The following is a 16996-nucleotide window of genomic DNA, read 5'->3' on the forward strand; positions in this document are numbered from 1 at the left end:
CGCCCCGGCCGCCGCCCCGGCCGCCGCGACCGCCGCCCCGGCCGCCGCCGCCGGCGCGGTCGCGAGCTCTAATGCTCCCCGGGCCACCTCTTACGCGCCGCTGGAGTATGTCGCCCTCGGCGACTCCTTCACCGCCGGACAGGGCGCCCCACCGTACTCCGACCTGAACTGCCTGCGCAGCCGGTACAAGAGCTACCCGGTCATCACCTCCTTGCTCAGCCCGTATCGCCTGATCGCGAACAAGGCGTGCTCCGGGGCGCGCCTGGCCGACATCCCGGCCCAACTGGTTGGCGTCGGCACCTCAACGAAGCTGGTCACCCTGGCGGTCGGCGGCATCGACGCCGGGTCGACCGAGATCCTTCGGGCCTGCGCCCCGGACCCGGGGAGTGCGGACTGCGTTGGGGCCGTGCAGGCAAGCCAAGCCACCCTGTCCGACCCGGCCTTCGTGGCCGCCCTGGCCGGGACCTATGGCCAGCTCGCGGCGACCCTGCCGAATGCCCGCGTCGCCGTGCTGGGCTATCCGCTGTTGTTCAAGCCCGGGGCCTCCCCCCTGGGCGACCTGGTCAACCAGGGAACCGGAGCGTTGAACCTGGCGATCCAGACGGCCGTCGGGGTCACCCCCGAGCCGGCCGGAGTCGACCGGATTCGCTACGTCAACGTGACTGACGAGTTCGCCGACCATGGAATCGGGTCTCGTGTGCCCTACATCGCCTTCGACCCGTCGAACGTGATGGCACCGAGCAACTTCCACCCGAACGCGCTCGGCAACACCCTCGGTTACTACCGGGCGCTGGCCAACGACGGCGTGCTGCGCCGTTGAGAGCCGCAGGAAGCGCTCGCGGCCGCGCGGCCGCGAGCGCTTCCTGCGTGTCTGCGGACGTCCGACGCCATCCAGGAGACCGGCACCGACGTCACCAGAGGTCGGCTATTTGAAAGTATTACAAGTTAGCGATATGATCAAACTGTGTCGACGACCGGACTGCCCATGGCCCAATTGAAGTCCGAGCTGTTCAAGGCCCTCGGGCATCCGCTGCGCGTGCAGGTACTCGAACAGCTGGTCGAGGGCGAACGCTCGGTCGGCAGCCTGGCCGAGGCGCTCGGCGCGGAGTTGTCGAACCTCTCCCAGCAGCTGGGGGTGCTTCGCCGGGCCGGCGTGGTGCTCACCCGACGCGACGGCAACACGATCTTCTACGCGCTCCGCGACCCCGACGTCGCCGAACTCCTCGCCGTGGCGAAACGGATGCTGGTGTCCACCCTCGAGGACTCCCACGCCCTGCTCCGCACGATCGAGCAGGAATCCCGGTAGCCCGAGTCCCGGAGCCCCAGCCCGAGCCCGAGCCCGAGCCGCGTCCCGCCACGTTGCCACCCGAAGCCAACTCGTGGCGCAGGTTATGGTCGCAGGCGCATGTTCCAGCCTGCGCCCGCGGCCACAACCTGCGCCACGACGCTCGGCGCCCAGCGGATGCCGCGACGCTCGGCGCCAGCGGGTGCCGCGACGCTCGGCGCCAGCGGGTGCCCCGCGGGTGCCGAGACGCTCCCGCGTCGCGCATCCGTCGCCCATCCGTCGTCGTAGTCGTCGCCCGTTCGCCGACATCCGCTCGCGGCGCAGGTTATGGCCGCCGGCGCACGTTCTATCCTGCGCCCGCGACCCCAACCTGCGCCGCGACGCGATGCGTTGGGCGGGTGCCGCGACAGGTGACCGACGGATGCCGTGAAGCGGCGCTTCAGCGCGGCTACAGGTCGTTGCCCGCGTAGGACTGGTTGAAGCTCTTGTTGACCAGGGGGAAGTCCGGCACGATCGTCTCGGCCAGGGCCACCGGCAGGGCCGGCCAGTTGAAGTACGACGGGTCGACGACCTTGATCCGGGTGATCACGCCGTCGGGCCCGAGCTCGAGTCGGTGGCAGATGGTGCCGCGCCAGCCCTCGACCAGGGACAGGCCCGATGCCGCGGGTGACACGGATGCCGCGGATGATGCGGCCACGGGGGTCGAAGTAACGGATGCCGCGGGCGTAGACGCCCCGGACGCCGCGCTGCCGCCCTTCTGCGGTGCCGGGGCCGGCGCCGGGGCCGCGCCGCCGCCCCGGTGCGAGCCGAGCCGCCCGATCAGGTCGATCGCCACGTTGATGGACACCTCGAATTCGCCCGCGCGCACACGGTAGCGGCTGAGCACGTCGCCGCCGGTCTCCGTGACCACGTGGAAGTGCTCGCCGAGGTCGACGAACGGGTGGTCCCGGCGGGCGTCCGTGTCGACGCCGGAGGCACGGGCCACGTAGCCGAGGGTGCCCATCGCCTGCGCCTGGCCGACGGGCAGCGGGGCGGTGCCGGTGAACCGGTCCCGCACGATCGCGTGCCCGAGCGTGATGGCGATGATCTCCTGCACGTCGACGGCGACCCGTGCGAGGTCGGTCGGGTCGGGCAGGGCCAGCACCGAGGCTCCACCGATCGTCAGGCCGCCGCGCAGGAACCGGTGTCCGGTGACGGTCTTGTTGATGCGCAGCAGGGTCTCCCGCAGTCGCTGGGTGTGCGAGTGCACGATGCCGAAACCGACGTCGTTGGCCAGCGAGCCGAGGTCGGAGACGTGGTTGTAGATGCGTTCGAGTTCGAGCAGCAGGGCGCGCAGCATCCGGTCCGGCTCCGACACGTCGATGCCGCGGGCGGCCTCGACGGCCATCACGTAGGCCAGGGTGTGGCCCACGACGGTGTCGCCGGTGATCTGTTCGGCCAGTTCGATGCCATCCTCGGGGCGGCGACCCTCGAAGAGCCGCTCGACGCCGCGGTGCATGTACCACTGCCGGGCTTCCATCCGCACGATGGTCTCGCCCACGACCGAGAAGCGGAAGTGGCCGGGGTCGATGATGCCGGCGTGGATGGGGCCGACCGCGATCTCGTAGACCCCGGGGCCCTCCACCTCGACGAACGGGAACGACTCGGTGTCGGGTTCGAATTCCGGCGTGACCCGCGCCCCGTGCAGCATGGGGTACCAGCCGCGGGGCCAGTGACCGTGGCGCACGAGCCGGTACGGCTGCGGGTGGTCGGCCGGCCGCAGCCCGAACAGGTCGCGCATGCCGCGCTCGAAGTTGCCGGCGGGATAGGACACGTTCGCCAGGCTCGGCACCCAGGCGTCGTCGTAGGGAACCGGCACGACGAGGTCGATCTGCCGCCGCGGGTAGACGGCCACGAAGGAGTACACCACGCGCAACCGGTCGCCGTCGTCGTGGCAGGTGACCATCGCGAGCCGGTTGCCGGTCGACAGCAGGTCGGCGGCTTCGGCCGGGAGCTCGTCCCGGGAGAGCGTGTGCACCTCCGGGCCGTCGCTCAGGGAAGGGTTCGTTGTCGTCATTGGATTCCTCCCAGAACGGCGGCCGCGCGGGCCAGCAGCGTGCCGACCGGCTCGGCGATGAAGGCCACCACGGCCGTGGTCCCGAGGGCCAGGATCAGCGGCAGCCGGGGCCCGTGGGCCGACCGGTCCGGTTCGGCCGGCGGCGCAGCCGGCGCGTCCGGGCCCGCCAGTTCGGCAGGCGCACCGGCTGCACCGGCTGCACCGGCTGCACCGGCCCCGACGGCCGCACCGGCTGCACCGGCCCCGACGGCCGCACCGGCTGCCACGGCCGCACCTGCCGTGACGGATGCCGCGGGCGCGCCGATCGTCATGGTCACCGTCAGCCGGGTGAGGCTCGCGAAGATGACCAGCAGCAGCACGAGGGCGATGCCGACGACGGCGCCCATGCCGGTCGTCCAGCCGGCGATGATGATGCCGACCTCGGAGAAGAAGATGCTGAACGGGGGGAAACCGATCAGGGCGGCCATCGCGATCAGCCAGGGAACGGCCAGCCCGGGGCGCCGCACGAGCAGGGCGCGCACTCCGTCGATCCGGGGGGTGCCCTCGACCTCGAGGATGCGGCCCGAGATGACGAACAGCGTGGCCTTGGTCAGGCCGTGGCCGAGCACGTAGAGCAGCACGGCCGGCAGCGCCGCCGCGCCGATGGCTGCGCCGACGGCCATCATGCCCATATGTTCGATGCTGGAGTAGGCGAGCATCCGTTTGAAGTCGCGCTGCCGGATCAGCAGCGCCGCAGCCACGAAAAGGGAGAGCAGCCCGGCGATGCTGAGCATGATGCGCAGGAAGTCCGGCCCGATCACGGCGTTCGTGATGGTCTGGATGCGCAGGATGGCGTAGAGGGCGACCGCGAGCAGCACGCCGCTCATCAGGCCGGACACCGGGGCGGGTGCCTGGCTGTGCGCGTCGGGAAGCCAGCTGTGCATCGGCGCGAGGCCGGCCTTGGTGGCGAAGCCGAGCACGGCGAGTGCGCCGCCGGCCCGGATCAGCACCGGGTCGAGGGGGAGGCCGGCCTGGCTCAGCACCAGCCAGGAGAGGGTGGGTTCGCCCGTGCCGCGGGAGGCGGCGTAGATCAGCACGATGCCGAGCAGGGCGATGGCGACGCCGACGGAGCCGAGGATGACGTATTTCCAGGCGGCCTCCAGCGACGACCGGGTGCGGTGGTGCCCGACCAGGAAAGCGGTGGTGATGGTGGTGGCTTCGACGGCGGCCCACATCAGGCCGATGTTGTCGGCGAGCACGGCGAGGCTCATCGCGGCCAGGAACACCGAGATCAGGGCGTCGTAGCTGCCGGCGAACCGGGCGGGGGCGGCCGTGGCGTGGCCGAGCCCGCCCCAGGTGGAGACGAGGCCGACCGCGCCGACGACGGTGAGCATGTACGCGGACAGCGCGTCCGCGCGGAGCAGGCCGCCGCCGAGCGTCGGCACCTGGTCGGCCACCACCGCGCTGACGAGCAGGAGTCCGGACCCGAGCACGGCCGCGCTGGAGGCAACCGGGGCGAGCCGGCGGAGCGCGGGGACGGGGACCGCGAGGCTGAGCAGGGCCAGGATGACCGGGACGGCGAGGGGCGTCCAGAGGGCGAATGACATCAGTCGTGCAACTTTCTGAGCTGGTCGATGTCCGTGTTGCCGAACTTATTTCGCATCCGGCCGGCGAAGACGTAGAGGATGACCACGACCAGGAGCACGTCGAGGGAGATGCCGAGCTCGAGGAACAGGGGAACCCCGCCACTGGTCAGGAACGCGACCGTGGCGATGCCGTTGTCCAGCACGAGGAAGCCGATCAGCTGCGACCCGGCCTGCCGCCGGGTGACCAGGAGCAGGAAGCCGATCAGCACCATGGCCAGCCCGATCGGGGCCGCGTGGGCGGACACGCTGCTGTCCCCGGCGAGGAGCCGGCTGGCGACGACGTAGCTGAGGATGGTCAGCAGCGCCACGGTCAACAGACCCGCCGTCGGGTTCAGGCGCGGCGCCTCATCCGTGCGCGTCGTGGCCTGGGTCTCGTGGGCGAGCACCCACGGCAGGCCGATGCCCTTGACCAGCAGCACGAGCACGGAGACGATGATGACCTCGGTCTCGCCCTCCTCCACGCCGATCACGGCGACGAGGGCGGCGAGCGCGAAGCCCTGCACGCTGAGCAGGCGGATTGAGGCGAGCAGGGAGTGCCGCCAGACCATCAGGGCGCTGGTCAGCAGCAGGGCGCCGGTGCAGAGGCCGATCAGCTGGGGGTAGATGGTGTCGAACACGGGATCTCCTAAGCGACCAGGTAGGAGGCGGTGACGGCCAGGAGGGCCAGGGCGAACGATCCCGCCAGCAGCTCGGGCACCCGGAACAGGCGCGCCTTGGCCAGGAACACCTCGCCGACGCTGAGCACGACGCCCAGCGCGAGGATCTTGACCGTGACGGTGACCACGCCGACCAGCAGGCCGAGCGGGGAGAACTCGGTCAGCACCCCCCAGGGGACGATCAGGTTACTGAGCAGCCCGAGCAGCGCGGCCAGTTTGAGCCAGGAGCCCAGCTCGAGCCAGGCCAGGTCCCGCCCGGAGGCCTCCAGCACCATGGCCTCGTGCAGCATGGTCAGTTCCAGGTGGGTGGACGGGTTGTCGACGGGCAGGCGGCTGGTCTCGGCCATGATGGCGATCGCCAGGGCGACCATGGCCAGCAGGCTGACCGGAGAGATGATCACGGCCGGGTTCGCCAGCCGGGTCTCCACGATCAGCGACAGGGTGGACGTGCCGGCCGGGATCGACAGCGCGTACACCGCGAGCAGCAGGGTCGGCTCGACGAGGGCGGCGACGGTCATGTGCCGGCTGGAGCCCATGCCGCCGAACGCGGTACCCGCGTCGAGGCCGACCAGGGCCAGCGCGACCACGCCGATCAGCATCACCGACACGATCACGAACAGGTCGCTGGGGATCAGCGGCAGGGGGAGCGTGCCGACCAGCGGCAGCAGCGCGACCAGCAGCAGGCTCGACACGAGCAGGGTGACCGGACCGGCCGCGAGCATCCAGCTGCTGTCGGCGGCGCGCACCGGGTCCTTGGTGAGGAGTTTCCGCACGTCCCGCCACGGCTGCCAGATGCCGGCGCCCGCGCGCCCCTCGAGCCGGGCCCGAACCTGGCGGATCACGCCGATCAGCAGCGGGGAGAGGAAGACGAAGAGCACCAGCTGGACGAGGGCGATCGCGATCGCCGCGCCGGTCACAGGGACACCACGATCAACACGGACAGCAGGGCGACGAAGGAATAGGACAGGTAACGATGGATGCTGCCGTTCTGGGCGCGTCGGGCCAGAATGCCGAACCGCTGTGCGGCGTTCAGCATCGGGCGGTAGAACCGGGTCTCGATCACGTCGGACACGCTCTGTTCCACGTGCACGCGTTCCACCAGGTAGCGGGATTCGCCGACGTGGGTGACCTCCACGTCGCGGGAGGGCCGGAGCACGTCGTCGAACACGCGCACCAGGGGCTCGGCGTAGGAGGTGGCGGTGTACTGCATCCGCGGCCGCAGCCGTGACCCGCCGCCGGCCCAGGGCAGGGGCGAGGTTCGGGTGGGGTGGCGCCGGGCGGAGGCGAAGAGGGCGATCAGCACCGGGACGAGCAGCAGCGCGGCCAGCACCACGAAGGTCGTCGGGTCCAGCACGGCGTCGATGCCGCGGGCGTCGACGCCGGCCAGGCCGACGGTGCGCACGTCGGGCGCGAAGGCGGGGCCCACGGCCGAGGCGATGGCCACGGCCAGCGGCCCGGGGACCAGGCCGAGCGCGATCACGCCGAGCGCGCCGAGAACGAGCGAGACGCGCATGATCACGGGAACCTCTCGGGCCTGTGTCGCCTTCGGGGAGCGGGGGCGGGCGAGGAATGCGATCCCGTAGGCCTTGACGAAGGTGAGCAGGGCCAGCCCCGCGGTCAGGGCGATCACGGCGACGGCGAGCGGCATGGCCACCGAGGCGGTCACGGAGACGACCTCTCCGTCGACCCGGGAGCCGTGGATCAGGGCCTGCAGCAGCATCCACTCGGCGACGAACCCGCTGGTGACGGGCAGGGCGGCGGCTCCCATCGCGGCGGCGCCGAAGGTGGCGGCGGTCCACGGCATGCGGCTGCCGAGCCCGCCGAGCCGGTCGAGGTTCATTTCCCCGGTCGAACGGGCGATCGCGCCGGCGCCGAGGAACAGGGTGGCCTTGAACGCGGCGTGGCTGACCATCAGCAGCAGGGCGGCGACGAGGGCCGCGTCGGCCGCGGCCGTGGCGTCGTCCGCGCGCAGCAGCACGGATGCGCCGAGCCCCAGGAACACCAGCCCCATGTTCTCGGTCGTGGAGTAGGCCAGCAGCACCTTGAGGTTGCTGGCCACCGAGGCCTGCAGGATCCCGTAGAGCGCGGACAGCCCGCCGAGGGCCATGATCAGGACGCCCCACCAGGCCGGCCCGTTCGGCAGCAGCCGCACGCAGACGAGGAGGGCGCCGTAGACGCCGATGTTGACCATCGCGCCGCTCATCGCGGCGGCGACGTGGCCGGGTGCCTCGGGCAGAACCCGGGGCACCCAGACGTGCAGGGGCACGAGCTCGGCCTTGCCGCCGAAGCCGAGGAGCAGCAGCACGAACGCGAGGCTCGCCTGCCAGGAGGCGGGGTCGACGGTGGCCAGCCCGGAGAAGCCGGTGCCGCCGGTGGCCGCGGCCAGCACGGCGAAGCCGGCCAGCACGAAGAAGAAGCTCAGCTGAGACATGGCCGAGTACCAGACGATCGCGGAGGCCACCGTGCCGCGGGTCGCGTGGTGGGCCAGCAGCAGCGCCGTCGACCCGAGGGTCATGATCTCCCAGAACAGCAGGAACGAGACGATGTCGGTCGCCGCGGGCACGAGCTGCATCCCGAACAGGAACACGGCCATCGAGACCCATGAGGTGCGGGACGCCGACGCGACCCGGGCGGAGCCGATCCCGAACAGGGAGGCGAGCACGCCGACGGCGGACACGACCATCATCACGAGGCCGCCGAGCCGGTCGGGGGAGAGCACGAGGGGGTCCATCGGCAGGGCGGTGGGAATCGTGAGCGACCCCTCGCCGCCGAACAGGGCGATCGCGCCGGTGACGATTCCGGCGGCCGCGAGGAGGGCGCAGAGGGTGCCGATCACCCGGGAGCGCCAGCGGGTGCCCACGAGCAGTGCGCCCGTGACGGCGAGGGCCAGGAGCAGCACCTGGCCGAGCATCCCGGCTTCGAGGGCCGTCATCGGCCGGTCATCCGTCGGAGCGCCTCGACGATCAGGGCGGGTTCGGGCGGGTTGCCCGGCACGGCCAGGTCGACGTCGATGAAATCGGGCACCGGGCCGGCGATCCCGTACCCCTCGGCGAAGACGCCGCCGGTGAGCGCGCAGTCGCCGACGGCGATCACGAATCGGGGCGTCGGCGTGGCGTCGACCGTGCGCCGGATGGGCTCGATCATGTTGCGGGTCACGGCGCCGGTGATCAGGATCACGTCGGCATGCCGGGGCGACGCGACCAGACGGATGCCGTAGCGCTCGACGTCGTAGACGGGGCCGAACGCGCTCGACACCTCCTGGGCGCAGTCGTTGCAGCCGCCCGCGTTGATGAAGCGCACCTGGATGCTGCCGCCGAAGACCTCGGCGCCGGGGAAGAAGGCGGGGGCGGGCGGGGCCGGTTCGGCGATGCGTCCGCTCTGCCGGATGAGATCGGTCAGCCGTTTGACGCTCAACTCAGGCTCCGTGGCAGGCGACACATCATTACTTCTTTATATACCTATATGGTGAATTTATCAAATAGATTCGGCAGGGACGATTCGGGGTCAGTCTTCGGGCCAGGGGGCGCTGAGAGCGTCCACGGCCGCCGCGGTGAACTCGAGCAGCGAGGTGAGGAGGCCCTCCATGGTGGTCGATCGCAGGAGCGCGATCTGGTCGAGCGGTCCGAGCGGTGAGATGCCGGCGAGCTGCCACGCGGCCGCCGCCGGGTCGTGGGACAGCTCCACGGTCGAGGGCCAGAGCTGGTCGGCGAATTCGCTCGCCAGTGCCAGTGCGCGGCGCACGGCCTGTTCGGCCTGTTCGCGGAGCGGCAGCAGCTCGTCGTCCCAGTCGAGGGGTTCCAGTTCACGCGCGACCGCCTGGGGGTGCGGGTCCTCCTCGAGCCAGTCGAGCACCTCGATGCGCCGCTCGCCCTGGGCGGTGACGGCCACGAAGCCCTCGGCCGCCTCCACCTCCGTGACCTGGGCGACGGTGCCGATCGCGAATCGGCGCTCGCCGCCGCCGACCTCCTGGCCGCGTTCGATCAGCACGACGCCGAACTCGGCGGGCTCCTCGTGCAGGATCCGGCTGAGCATCACCAGGTACCGGTCCTCGAACACCCGCAGCTGCAGCGGCATATAGGGGAACAGGACGGATCCCAGCGGGAACATCGGCAGGATGGTCATCGGGGCGCCGGTCACACTCGCGGGGGCCGCATCAGGTCGTGACCTCGTCCGGGCTGCCGCCGGTGCTGCCGCTCGGGCCCACCCGGCGGGCGGTGCGCTCCAGCAGCGGGGTGACCCGGTAGGGGATCAGCTCGCCCATCGCGAGGGAGGTCTCGGTGCGGTCGACGCCCTCGCAGGCCAGGATGGTGCCGTCGATGCGGAACAGGTCGTCGGCATCCGTGCAGACCACGCGCACGAGCAGGTCGGTCGAGCCGCTCATTCCGTAGGCCTGCACGATCTCGGGGATCTGGGCGAGCTCGGCGACGATCTGGGTCAGCCGCTTCTGCTGCACGTGCACCTCGATGAAAGCCGTCAGCGGGTAGCCCAGGGCGACCGGGTTGACGCGGCGGTCGAAGGACAGGAAGGCGTTGGACTCCTCGAGCCGGGCCATCCGGGCCTGCACCGTGTTGCGGGAGAGATGGAGCTGCTGGGCCAGCGCGACGAAGGTGCTGCGCGGGTCCGTGCAGAGGGCTCGGAGCAGCTGCAGGTCGACTTTGTCCAGACTGTGCATAATGCTCGACGGTAGCACGCGAGCGGCCCCCTGAATAGGGCAGAATGCTCAATATTTTTGGACATGGTTGTGCCCTGTGTCGCCTGACCGTACGCTCTCTACAACTTCGGCAACGACGCTGGGAGCGGCCATTATGCTCGACATCCTCGCGGGAGACATTCCCGCCACTTTTCTGCAACTCGTGACGCCGGACGGCGTTCGGCAGCCCGATGACCGGCTGGATCCGTGGGTCGAGGACGTGACCGGGGCGCACCTGGTCGCCCTCTACCAGGACATGGTCGTTGTGCGCCGCATCGACGCCGAGGCCACCGCGCTGCAGCGCCAGGGCGAGCTCGGCCTGTGGCCGCCGCTGCTGGGCCAGGAGGCCGCGCAGGTCGGCTCGGCCCGCGCGCTCCGGCCCGACGACTTCGTGTTCCCAAGCTACCGCGAGAACGCGGTGGCGTACTGCCGGGGCGTGGCGCCGGCCGACATCGTGCGGGTGTGGCGGGGCAATGCGCAGTCCGGCTGGGACCCGTACGCCTTCGGGATGGCGACGCCGAACATCATCATCGGCGCCCAGACCCTGCACGCGACGGGCTGGGCCATGGGCGCCCTGGCCGACGGGGTCGACTCGGTCGCGGTGACCTACTTCGGTGACGGGGCGACCAGCCAGGGGGATGTCAACGAGGCGCTCGTCTTCGCGGCCAGCTTCCAGGCGCCGGTGGTGTTCTTCTGCCAGAACAACCAGTGGGCGATCTCCGAACCGGTCGGGGTGCAGGCCCGGGTCAGCATCGCCGACCGGGCGCCCGGTTTCGGCATTCCCAGCCTCCGGGTCGACGGCAACGACGTCCTCGCCGTGATGGCCGCCACCCGGATCGCCCTGGACCGCGCCCGCACCGGCGGCGGCCCCACCTTCATCGAGGCCGTCACCTACCGGATGGGGCCGCACACGACGGCCGACGATCCCACCCGCTACCGCCCCGCCGGCCAACTCGAGGAGTGGGCGGCGAAGGACCCGATCCTGCGCCTGCGGTTGCTGCTCGACGGGCTCGGCCTGCTCACCCCGGAGGTCGAGGAGCAGACCAGGGCCCGGGCGGATGCCACGGCCGCCGTACTCCGCGCCGGCTGCATCGACATGCCCGACCCGGAGCCGCTGAGCGTGCTCGCCCACGTCTACACCACCCCCCACGCGGCCCTGGACGGCCAGCGCGCGAACTACGCCGCCTACCTGGCCGGCTTCGAGCAGACCAGCAGTGACTCCACCGGAGGGAAGGCCTGATGACCATGACGACCATAGTGAGACCTTCCCCGTCCGTGGCCGGCCCGGCACCGACATCCGTGCCCCTGGCCACGCCGGTGCCGCTGACCGGCACGACCACCCTGACCCTGGCCAAGGCGATCAACGCCGGCCTCCGCCAGGCGATGCTCGACGACCCCAAGGTGGTGCTGCTCGGCGAGGACATCGGCACGCTCGGCGGCGTGTTCCGGGTGACCAGCGACCTGCTGGCCGAATTCGGCAAGCGCCGGGTCGTCGACACCCCGCTGGCGGAGTCCGCGATCATCGGCACCGCGGTCGGGCTCGCCTACCGCGGCTACCGCCCGGTCTGCGAGATCCAGTTCGACGGCTTCATCTTCCCCGGCTTCGACCAGATCGTCAGCCAGGTCGCCCGCATCCACTACCGCACCCAGGGCGCGGTGCGGATGCCGATCACCATCCGGGTGCCGTTCGGCGGCGGCATCGGCGCAGCCGAGCACCACTCCGAGTCGCCGGAGGCGTACTTCACCCATACCTCGGGGCTGCGCGTGGTCGCCGTCTCCAACCCGCAGGACGCCTACAGCCTGATCCGCCAGGCGATCGCCTCCGACGACCCGGTGCTCTACTTCGAGCCCAAGCGCCGCTACCACGTGCCCGGCGCGGTGTCGCCGGAGCTCGGCGCCCCGATGGAGAGCGCCCGGGTCGTGACGCCCGGCACCGACGTCACGCTCCTCGCCTACGGCGCGCTCGTGGCCACCGCGACGGATGCCGCGATCGCCGCGTCCGACGAGGGCGTGTCGATCGAGGTGATCGACCTGCGCTCGCTGTCGCCGGTCGACTACGCCACGGTCGAGGCCTCCGTGCGGAAGACCGGCCGGCTCGTCGTCACCCACGAGGCGGCGCGCACGGGAGGGCTGGGCGGCGAGATCGTGGCCGTCGTCACCGAGCGCTGCTTCGAGTACCTCGAGGCGGCCCCGGTGCGGGTGACCGGCTTCGACATCCCCTATCCGCCGGCGAAGCTGGAAAGCCACCACCTGCCCGACCTCGACCGCATGCTCGACGGCGTCGACCGTGCCCTGGGGAGACGACGATGATCAAGGTGTTCCGGCTGCCCGACCTGGGCGAGGGCCTGACCGAATCCGAGATCGTGGCCTGGCGAATCGCGCCGGGCGACACGGTCGAGCTCAACCAGCTGATCGCCGACGTCGAGACCGCGAAGGCCGTCGTCGAACTCCCGTCCCCGTTCGCGGGCGTGGTGTCCGAGCTGCACCAGCAGCCCGGCACGGTCGTGCACGTGGGGGAGCCGATCGTCTCGTTCGAGGTGGCGGGCGCGGAGGCTGCCAGCTCCGCGTCGTCCTCGCGCGAGGAGGGCGAGGCGCAGGGGCGGCAAGCGAACCTGGTCGGGTACGGGCCCGCCGTCGAGCGCGGCGGGCGGCCGCAGCGGCGGGCGCGGGCCGGGGCGACGGATGCGACGGGCGTGGTCCCGGGGACGGCTGCGCCCGACGCGGGGGCGCCCGGGGTGGCAGTACCCGGGGTGGCAGCACACGGGGTGGCTGCGCCCGACGCGGCTGCATCCGACGCGGGAGCACGCGTGGCGGCAGCACCCGACCCGGCAGCGTCCGGGGCGGCAGCATCCGCTGTGCCGGTGCCCGACGTCGCGGCCCCTGACGTGCCGAGCCGGTCTGTCTCTGCGTCAGCCTCTGCCTCCCTCGCAACCGTGTCTGACTCGCCGTCGCCCGTCTCAGGGGAGCGTCCGCGCTCCACGCCACCTGTCCGCGCCCTCGCCCGAAGCCTGGGCGTCGACCTCACCCGGGTGACCGGGACCGGCCCGACCGGGCTGATCACCCGGGAGGACGTGGAGGCGTGGGCCGAACCGGCGCGCGCGGTGCCGGCCGAGGCCGCACAGTCGCGAGCCGAACCGGCCGCGCCGCCGGCGGCATCCGTTCCGGGTGCCCGGGAATCCCGCAGCCCGATCCGCAGCGTGCGCAAGCACACGGCCGAGGCTATGGTGCGCAGTGCGTTCACCGCGCCGCACGCGACCGAGTTCCTGACCGTGGATGTGACCCCGACGGTCGAACTGATCGAGGTGCTCAAACGTGACCGCTCCTTCGCGGGCGCACGCATCGGCATCCTCGCCGTCGTCGCGAAGGCGCTCTGCCTCGCGGTGGCGCGCACGCCCGAGGTCAACACCCGCTGGGACGAGGCCGCCGCCGAGATCGTGCAGTTCCACTACGTGAACCTCGGCATCGCGGCCGCCACGCCGCGGGGACTATTGGTGCCCACGATCACGGATGCCGACCGGCTCAGCCTGGCCGATCTGGCCGCGGCGCTCGCCGAGCTGACCGCGGCCGCCCGGGCGGGCACCACCAGCCCGGCTGCCCTGCGCGGCGGCACCCTCTCGATCACCAACATCGGCTTCTTCGGGATCGACGCCGGAACGCCCATCCTGCCGCCGGGGGAGGCCGTGATCCTGGCGATCGGGGCGATCCGCCCGCGGCCGTGGGAGTACCGCGGCGAGATCGCGCTGCGGCAGGTGATGACGCTGAGCCTGTCCTTCGACCACCGCCTGGTCGACGGCGAGCAGGGCGCCCGGTTCCTGACCGACATCGCCGGCATCCTCGCCAACCCCGGCCTGGCCCTTACCCTGCTCTAGCCGGCCCCGCCCCTAACGAATTCGACGGAGATTTTGCTCCCACGAGGCCAAAAATGGCCCAAAACGTCGTTTGCCCTCAAAATCTCCGTCGAATTGGTGAGGACGGGCCTGCGGGACCGGGCGGCCCACCGGACGACGGGGAGACCGGCTACTCGGCCGCGTGCACGGACGCCGCCTCGACCAGGGAGTGAGGCGATCGTGTCGATCGCGTAGGCGGCCCGGATCGTGGCCCGCTCGGCGGCCTGGTCCGGGTATTTGCCGGTGCGAACCTGCACCGTGGTCGCGCCGGCCGCGTTGCCCATCGCGATGTCGGTGGTTGCGTCGTCGCCGACGACCCACACCTCGTTCGGCTGGGCCCCGGCCGATTCCGCGGCGAGCCGGAGAAAATCCTGGGAAGGCTTGCCGAGCAGCACGGCCGTCGACCCGCTCGCGTATTCGAGGGCGGCCACGATCGCGCCGGTATCCAGATGGTCACCGTCGGCCCGTCTGGAGTAGCGTCCCCGTTGCAGGGCGACGAGTTCGGCTCCCGCCCGAATGGCCCGGAACGCCCCATCGAGCACGGGGTAGCTGAGCGTGTCCCGCGCGTCGCCCACGATCACATGGGTGATCGGGTGGTCACCCTCCCGCATGAACGGGGCGAATGTCTCCCGGAGCGCGCCCGACACCACCGGCAGCACATTGGCCTCGCTCCCGAACGCGGCGAGGCAGCGCCGGGCCGCCGTCACGGGGGTGAACAGTTCCGTGGCACGCACGTCGACGCCGCGGGCGTGCAGGTCGGACAGGATCAGCGCCTCCGGCCTCGAATCCGTATTGGTCAGAAAACGGATGACGCAACCCAGCTCCCTGAGACCGCTAATCGCCTCGGCCGCCCCGTCGACGGTTGCGCCGGCGGAGTAGATCGTGCCGTCGAGGTCGCACAGAATGGTTTCTCCGGAAGTGTCCACGCCTCAGTGTGACCCGACTCTCCCGGTTTCGGCTACGGGCGGGACCCGGCACGGTGCGAACCAATTCGACGGAGATTTTGCTCCCACAGTGCGCACAACGGGCGAATACGCCGTTTTGACCCAAAATCTCCGTCGAATTGGTTCGGCGGGACGGGGTGCAAGACTGGGCGCGGGACTGGGCGCGGGACTGGGTGCAAGACGGAGCGCGGGACGGGGTGCAAGACTGAGCGCGGGATGGGTGCAGGACTGGCAACGGGGCGGGCGGCGTCGCGCCTTGACCGGGTCCGACGGGCCGGGCAGAGTGGGGGCATGAAAGAATCGGGCACCCTCCTGACCCCTGCCGACACCGAGCCCGTGCTCTCCGGCGGCGCCTTCGTGCACCTGGACGGCGCTCTGCACGGGTCGTTCACCACGGCGGACTTCGCCTCAGCCGTGCGCGTGCTCGACCAGGTGGCCGAGGCAGCGGATGCGCTGAGTCACCACCCGGATGTGCGCCTCGGCTACGGCCGGGTCACCTTCCGGCTCTCCTCCCACGACGCGGGCGGCGTGACCGACCGCGACCTGAGGCTCGCGCTGCGCATCCAGGAGATCGCCGACGCGCAGGACGCCGAACGAGCCCGCTTCATGCCGGCTCGCTACGACGTGGCCATCGACTGCACCGACGCGGATGCGATCCGACCCTTCTGGCGGGTCGGGCTCGGTTACGTGGAGTCGTACCGCGACGGCGAGATAGACCTCGCCGACCCCCACGGGCAGGGACCCGGCGTCTGGTTCCAGAGCATGGAGATCGCGCGCACGGAACGCAACCGGATCCACCTCGACGTGTACGTCCCCACCAGCGAGGCCGAGGCGCGGGTGCAGGCGGTCATCGACGTCGGCGGCGATCTGCTCACGGCCGAGCACGCCCCCGACTGGTGGGTGCTCGCCGACCCGGAGGGCAACGAACTCTGCGTCTGCACCTCCGACACGTAACACCAGCGCCTCCGACACGCGGCACCTCCGACGCCGAGTCGAGCGCGGGTGCTGCGCCGTTCCGCGCGCGGCGTGACACGCGCGCAGCGGCGCAGCACCCGCGAAGCCCGCGGCCGAGCCCACGCGGCTGCGACGTGCGGGCGCGCGCCCCTCAGGACGCGCCCAGCGCCGCCAGCGCCATTTCCTCCAGCAGCGGCCGCACCGCGCCGCTCGGGGAGGCTGGCAGGGTGTGCGGGGTCGAATTGAGCAGACCGAAGGTCGCCTGGGCACGGATGCGCAACAGCGCGGCATCCACCCCCGGATGCACCTGCCCGAGCACCGACACCCACAGCTCCACGTAGGCGCGCTGCAGGGCCCGCACCCGGTGCCGGTCGCCGGTGGCCAGGCTGTCCAGATCCCGGTCCTGCACCCGGATCACGTCGGGGTTCGACAGGGCGAAGTCGGTGTGGAACCGCACCAGCTCGCGCAGGGCCGCCGCGGCATCCGGGGCGCGATCGATCACCTGCCGGCCGCCGGCGACGAGCGTCTCGCTGACCTCCACCAGGAGCGCGGCGAGCACGGCCGGCTTGCCGCTGAAGTGCCGGTACACGGCCGGGCCGCTCACCCCGACGGCCGCCCCGAGATCCTCGATCGAGACCCCGTTGTACCCCGACCGCGCGAACAGGGTCGCGGCCGCCCCCAGCAGCGCCTGCCGCCGGTCGGCCTTGGCGCGGCTGCGCGGCGTCGGCGCGGCTTCGGCTGCGGTCTGAAGCGCACCCTCCGGCGCCGCCTCGGCTCGGCCCTCGCTCGCAACCTCGGGCATCGGCGGTCCTTCCGGCGAACTCTGGACTTCTCAGTTACGAACGGCTAACCTGAATTTTCGGTTAGTAATCACTAACTGTAACGCTCGCACGCTCGAA

16 protein-coding genes are annotated in these 16996 nt (G+C 71.4%); 6 read left to right on the plus strand and 10 right to left on the minus strand.

The features are described 5' to 3' along the window. Positions 1-820, plus strand: an 820-nt coding sequence (locus E3T24_RS16525) for an SGNH/GDSL hydrolase family protein (protein ID WP_134434876.1), incomplete at its 5' end; no start/stop codon positions are given. A gap of 144 nt (positions 821-964) precedes the next feature. Continuing rightward, the gene (locus tag E3T24_RS16530) at positions 965-1306 is read left to right on the plus strand and encodes a metalloregulator ArsR/SmtB family transcription factor (protein WP_241976211.1); all 342 of its coding nucleotides are present in this window, start codon (positions 965-967) and stop codon (positions 1304-1306) included. Positions 1307-1733: 427 nt separating this feature from the next. Here E3T24_RS16530 and E3T24_RS16535 read toward each other — a convergent pair whose 3' ends face one another. The 8 genes from E3T24_RS16535 to E3T24_RS16570 all read right to left on the minus strand — a co-directional run bounded on the left by E3T24_RS16535 (position 1734) and on the right by E3T24_RS16570 (position 10294). Then, on the minus strand, positions 1734-3341 hold the full coding sequence (locus E3T24_RS16535) for an NADH-quinone oxidoreductase subunit C (RefSeq protein WP_198416889.1): 1608 nt from the start codon (positions 3339-3341) through the stop codon (positions 1734-1736). Next, positions 3338-4927 carry a proton-conducting transporter membrane subunit gene (locus E3T24_RS16540; protein ID WP_198419690.1) on the minus strand — a complete coding sequence of 530 codons (1590 nt, stop codon included), beginning with the start codon at positions 4925-4927 and terminating at the stop codon, positions 3338-3340. The genes E3T24_RS16535 and E3T24_RS16540 overlap by 4 nt, the downstream gene beginning before the upstream one ends. Continuing rightward, positions 4927-5583: a hypothetical protein gene (locus E3T24_RS16545; protein WP_134366186.1), complete on the minus strand. Its 657-nt coding sequence runs from the start codon at positions 5581-5583 to the stop codon at positions 4927-4929. The genes E3T24_RS16540 and E3T24_RS16545 overlap by 1 nt, the downstream gene beginning before the upstream one ends. Before the next feature lie 8 nt (positions 5584-5591). After that, positions 5592-6539, minus strand: coding sequence for an NADH-quinone oxidoreductase subunit H (locus E3T24_RS16550; RefSeq protein WP_134366185.1), 948 nt, complete (start codon positions 6537-6539; stop codon positions 5592-5594). Further along, the gene (locus E3T24_RS16555) at positions 6536-8554 is read right to left on the minus strand and encodes a proton-conducting transporter membrane subunit (protein ID WP_134366184.1); all 2019 of its coding nucleotides are present in this window, start codon (positions 8552-8554) and stop codon (positions 6536-6538) included. The genes E3T24_RS16550 and E3T24_RS16555 overlap by 4 nt, the downstream gene beginning before the upstream one ends. After that, entirely contained in the window at positions 8551-9036 is a 486-nt protein-coding gene (locus E3T24_RS16560; protein WP_134366183.1) for an oxidoreductase, read from the minus strand. The genes E3T24_RS16555 and E3T24_RS16560 overlap by 4 nt, the downstream gene beginning before the upstream one ends. 90 nt (positions 9037-9126) lie before the next feature. Next, the gene (locus E3T24_RS16565) at positions 9127-9744 is read right to left on the minus strand and encodes an LON peptidase substrate-binding domain-containing protein (RefSeq protein ID WP_134366182.1); all 618 of its coding nucleotides are present in this window, start codon (positions 9742-9744) and stop codon (positions 9127-9129) included. A 31-nt stretch (positions 9745-9775) separates the two neighbouring features. Continuing rightward, the gene (locus tag E3T24_RS16570) at positions 9776-10294 is read right to left on the minus strand and encodes an Lrp/AsnC family transcriptional regulator (protein WP_134366181.1); all 519 of its coding nucleotides are present in this window, start codon (positions 10292-10294) and stop codon (positions 9776-9778) included. A 133-nt stretch (positions 10295-10427) separates the two neighbouring features. On the opposite strand from E3T24_RS16570, the gene pdhA reads away from it, so the two are divergent. From pdhA to E3T24_RS16585, 3 genes are read left to right on the plus strand one after another with little or no spacing between them, the layout of a single operon-like run. After that, the gene (gene pdhA, locus E3T24_RS16575; protein WP_134366180.1) at positions 10428-11552 is read left to right on the plus strand and encodes a pyruvate dehydrogenase (acetyl-transferring) E1 component subunit alpha; all 1125 of its coding nucleotides are present in this window, start codon (positions 10428-10430) and stop codon (positions 11550-11552) included. After that, the gene (locus E3T24_RS16580) at positions 11552-12622 is read left to right on the plus strand and encodes an alpha-ketoacid dehydrogenase subunit beta (RefSeq protein ID WP_255572772.1); all 1071 of its coding nucleotides are present in this window, start codon (positions 11552-11554) and stop codon (positions 12620-12622) included. The genes pdhA and E3T24_RS16580 overlap by 1 nt, the downstream gene beginning before the upstream one ends. Next, complete coding sequence (locus E3T24_RS16585; RefSeq protein WP_134434877.1) at positions 12619-14181, plus strand: dihydrolipoamide acetyltransferase family protein; 1563 nt, start codon at positions 12619-12621, stop codon at positions 14179-14181. Before E3T24_RS16580 ends, E3T24_RS16585 begins: the two co-directional genes overlap by 4 nt. Here the strand turns inward: E3T24_RS16585 and E3T24_RS16590 are convergent. Further along, positions 14178-15125, minus strand: coding sequence for an HAD hydrolase-like protein (locus E3T24_RS16590; RefSeq protein ID WP_134366383.1), 948 nt, complete (start codon positions 15123-15125; stop codon positions 14178-14180). The genes E3T24_RS16585 and E3T24_RS16590 overlap by 4 nt on opposite strands. Before the next feature lie 309 nt (positions 15126-15434). Here E3T24_RS16590 and E3T24_RS16595 point away from each other — a divergent pair, with 309 nt between their 5' ends. Further along, positions 15435-16097 carry a VOC family protein gene (locus E3T24_RS16595; RefSeq protein ID WP_166789229.1) on the plus strand — a complete coding sequence of 221 codons (663 nt, stop codon included), beginning with the start codon at positions 15435-15437 and terminating at the stop codon, positions 16095-16097. Between the two features lie 151 nt (positions 16098-16248). Here E3T24_RS16595 and E3T24_RS16600 read toward each other — a convergent pair whose 3' ends face one another. Next, positions 16249-16899, minus strand: coding sequence for a TetR/AcrR family transcriptional regulator (locus E3T24_RS16600; protein WP_134365960.1), 651 nt, complete (start codon positions 16897-16899; stop codon positions 16249-16251). Positions 16900-16996 lie beyond the last annotated feature (97 nt).

The sequence above is a fragment of the Cryobacterium sp. TmT2-59 genome (assembly GCF_004403545.1).
Lineage (GTDB): Bacteria > Actinomycetota > Actinomycetes > Actinomycetales > Microbacteriaceae > Cryobacterium > Cryobacterium shii.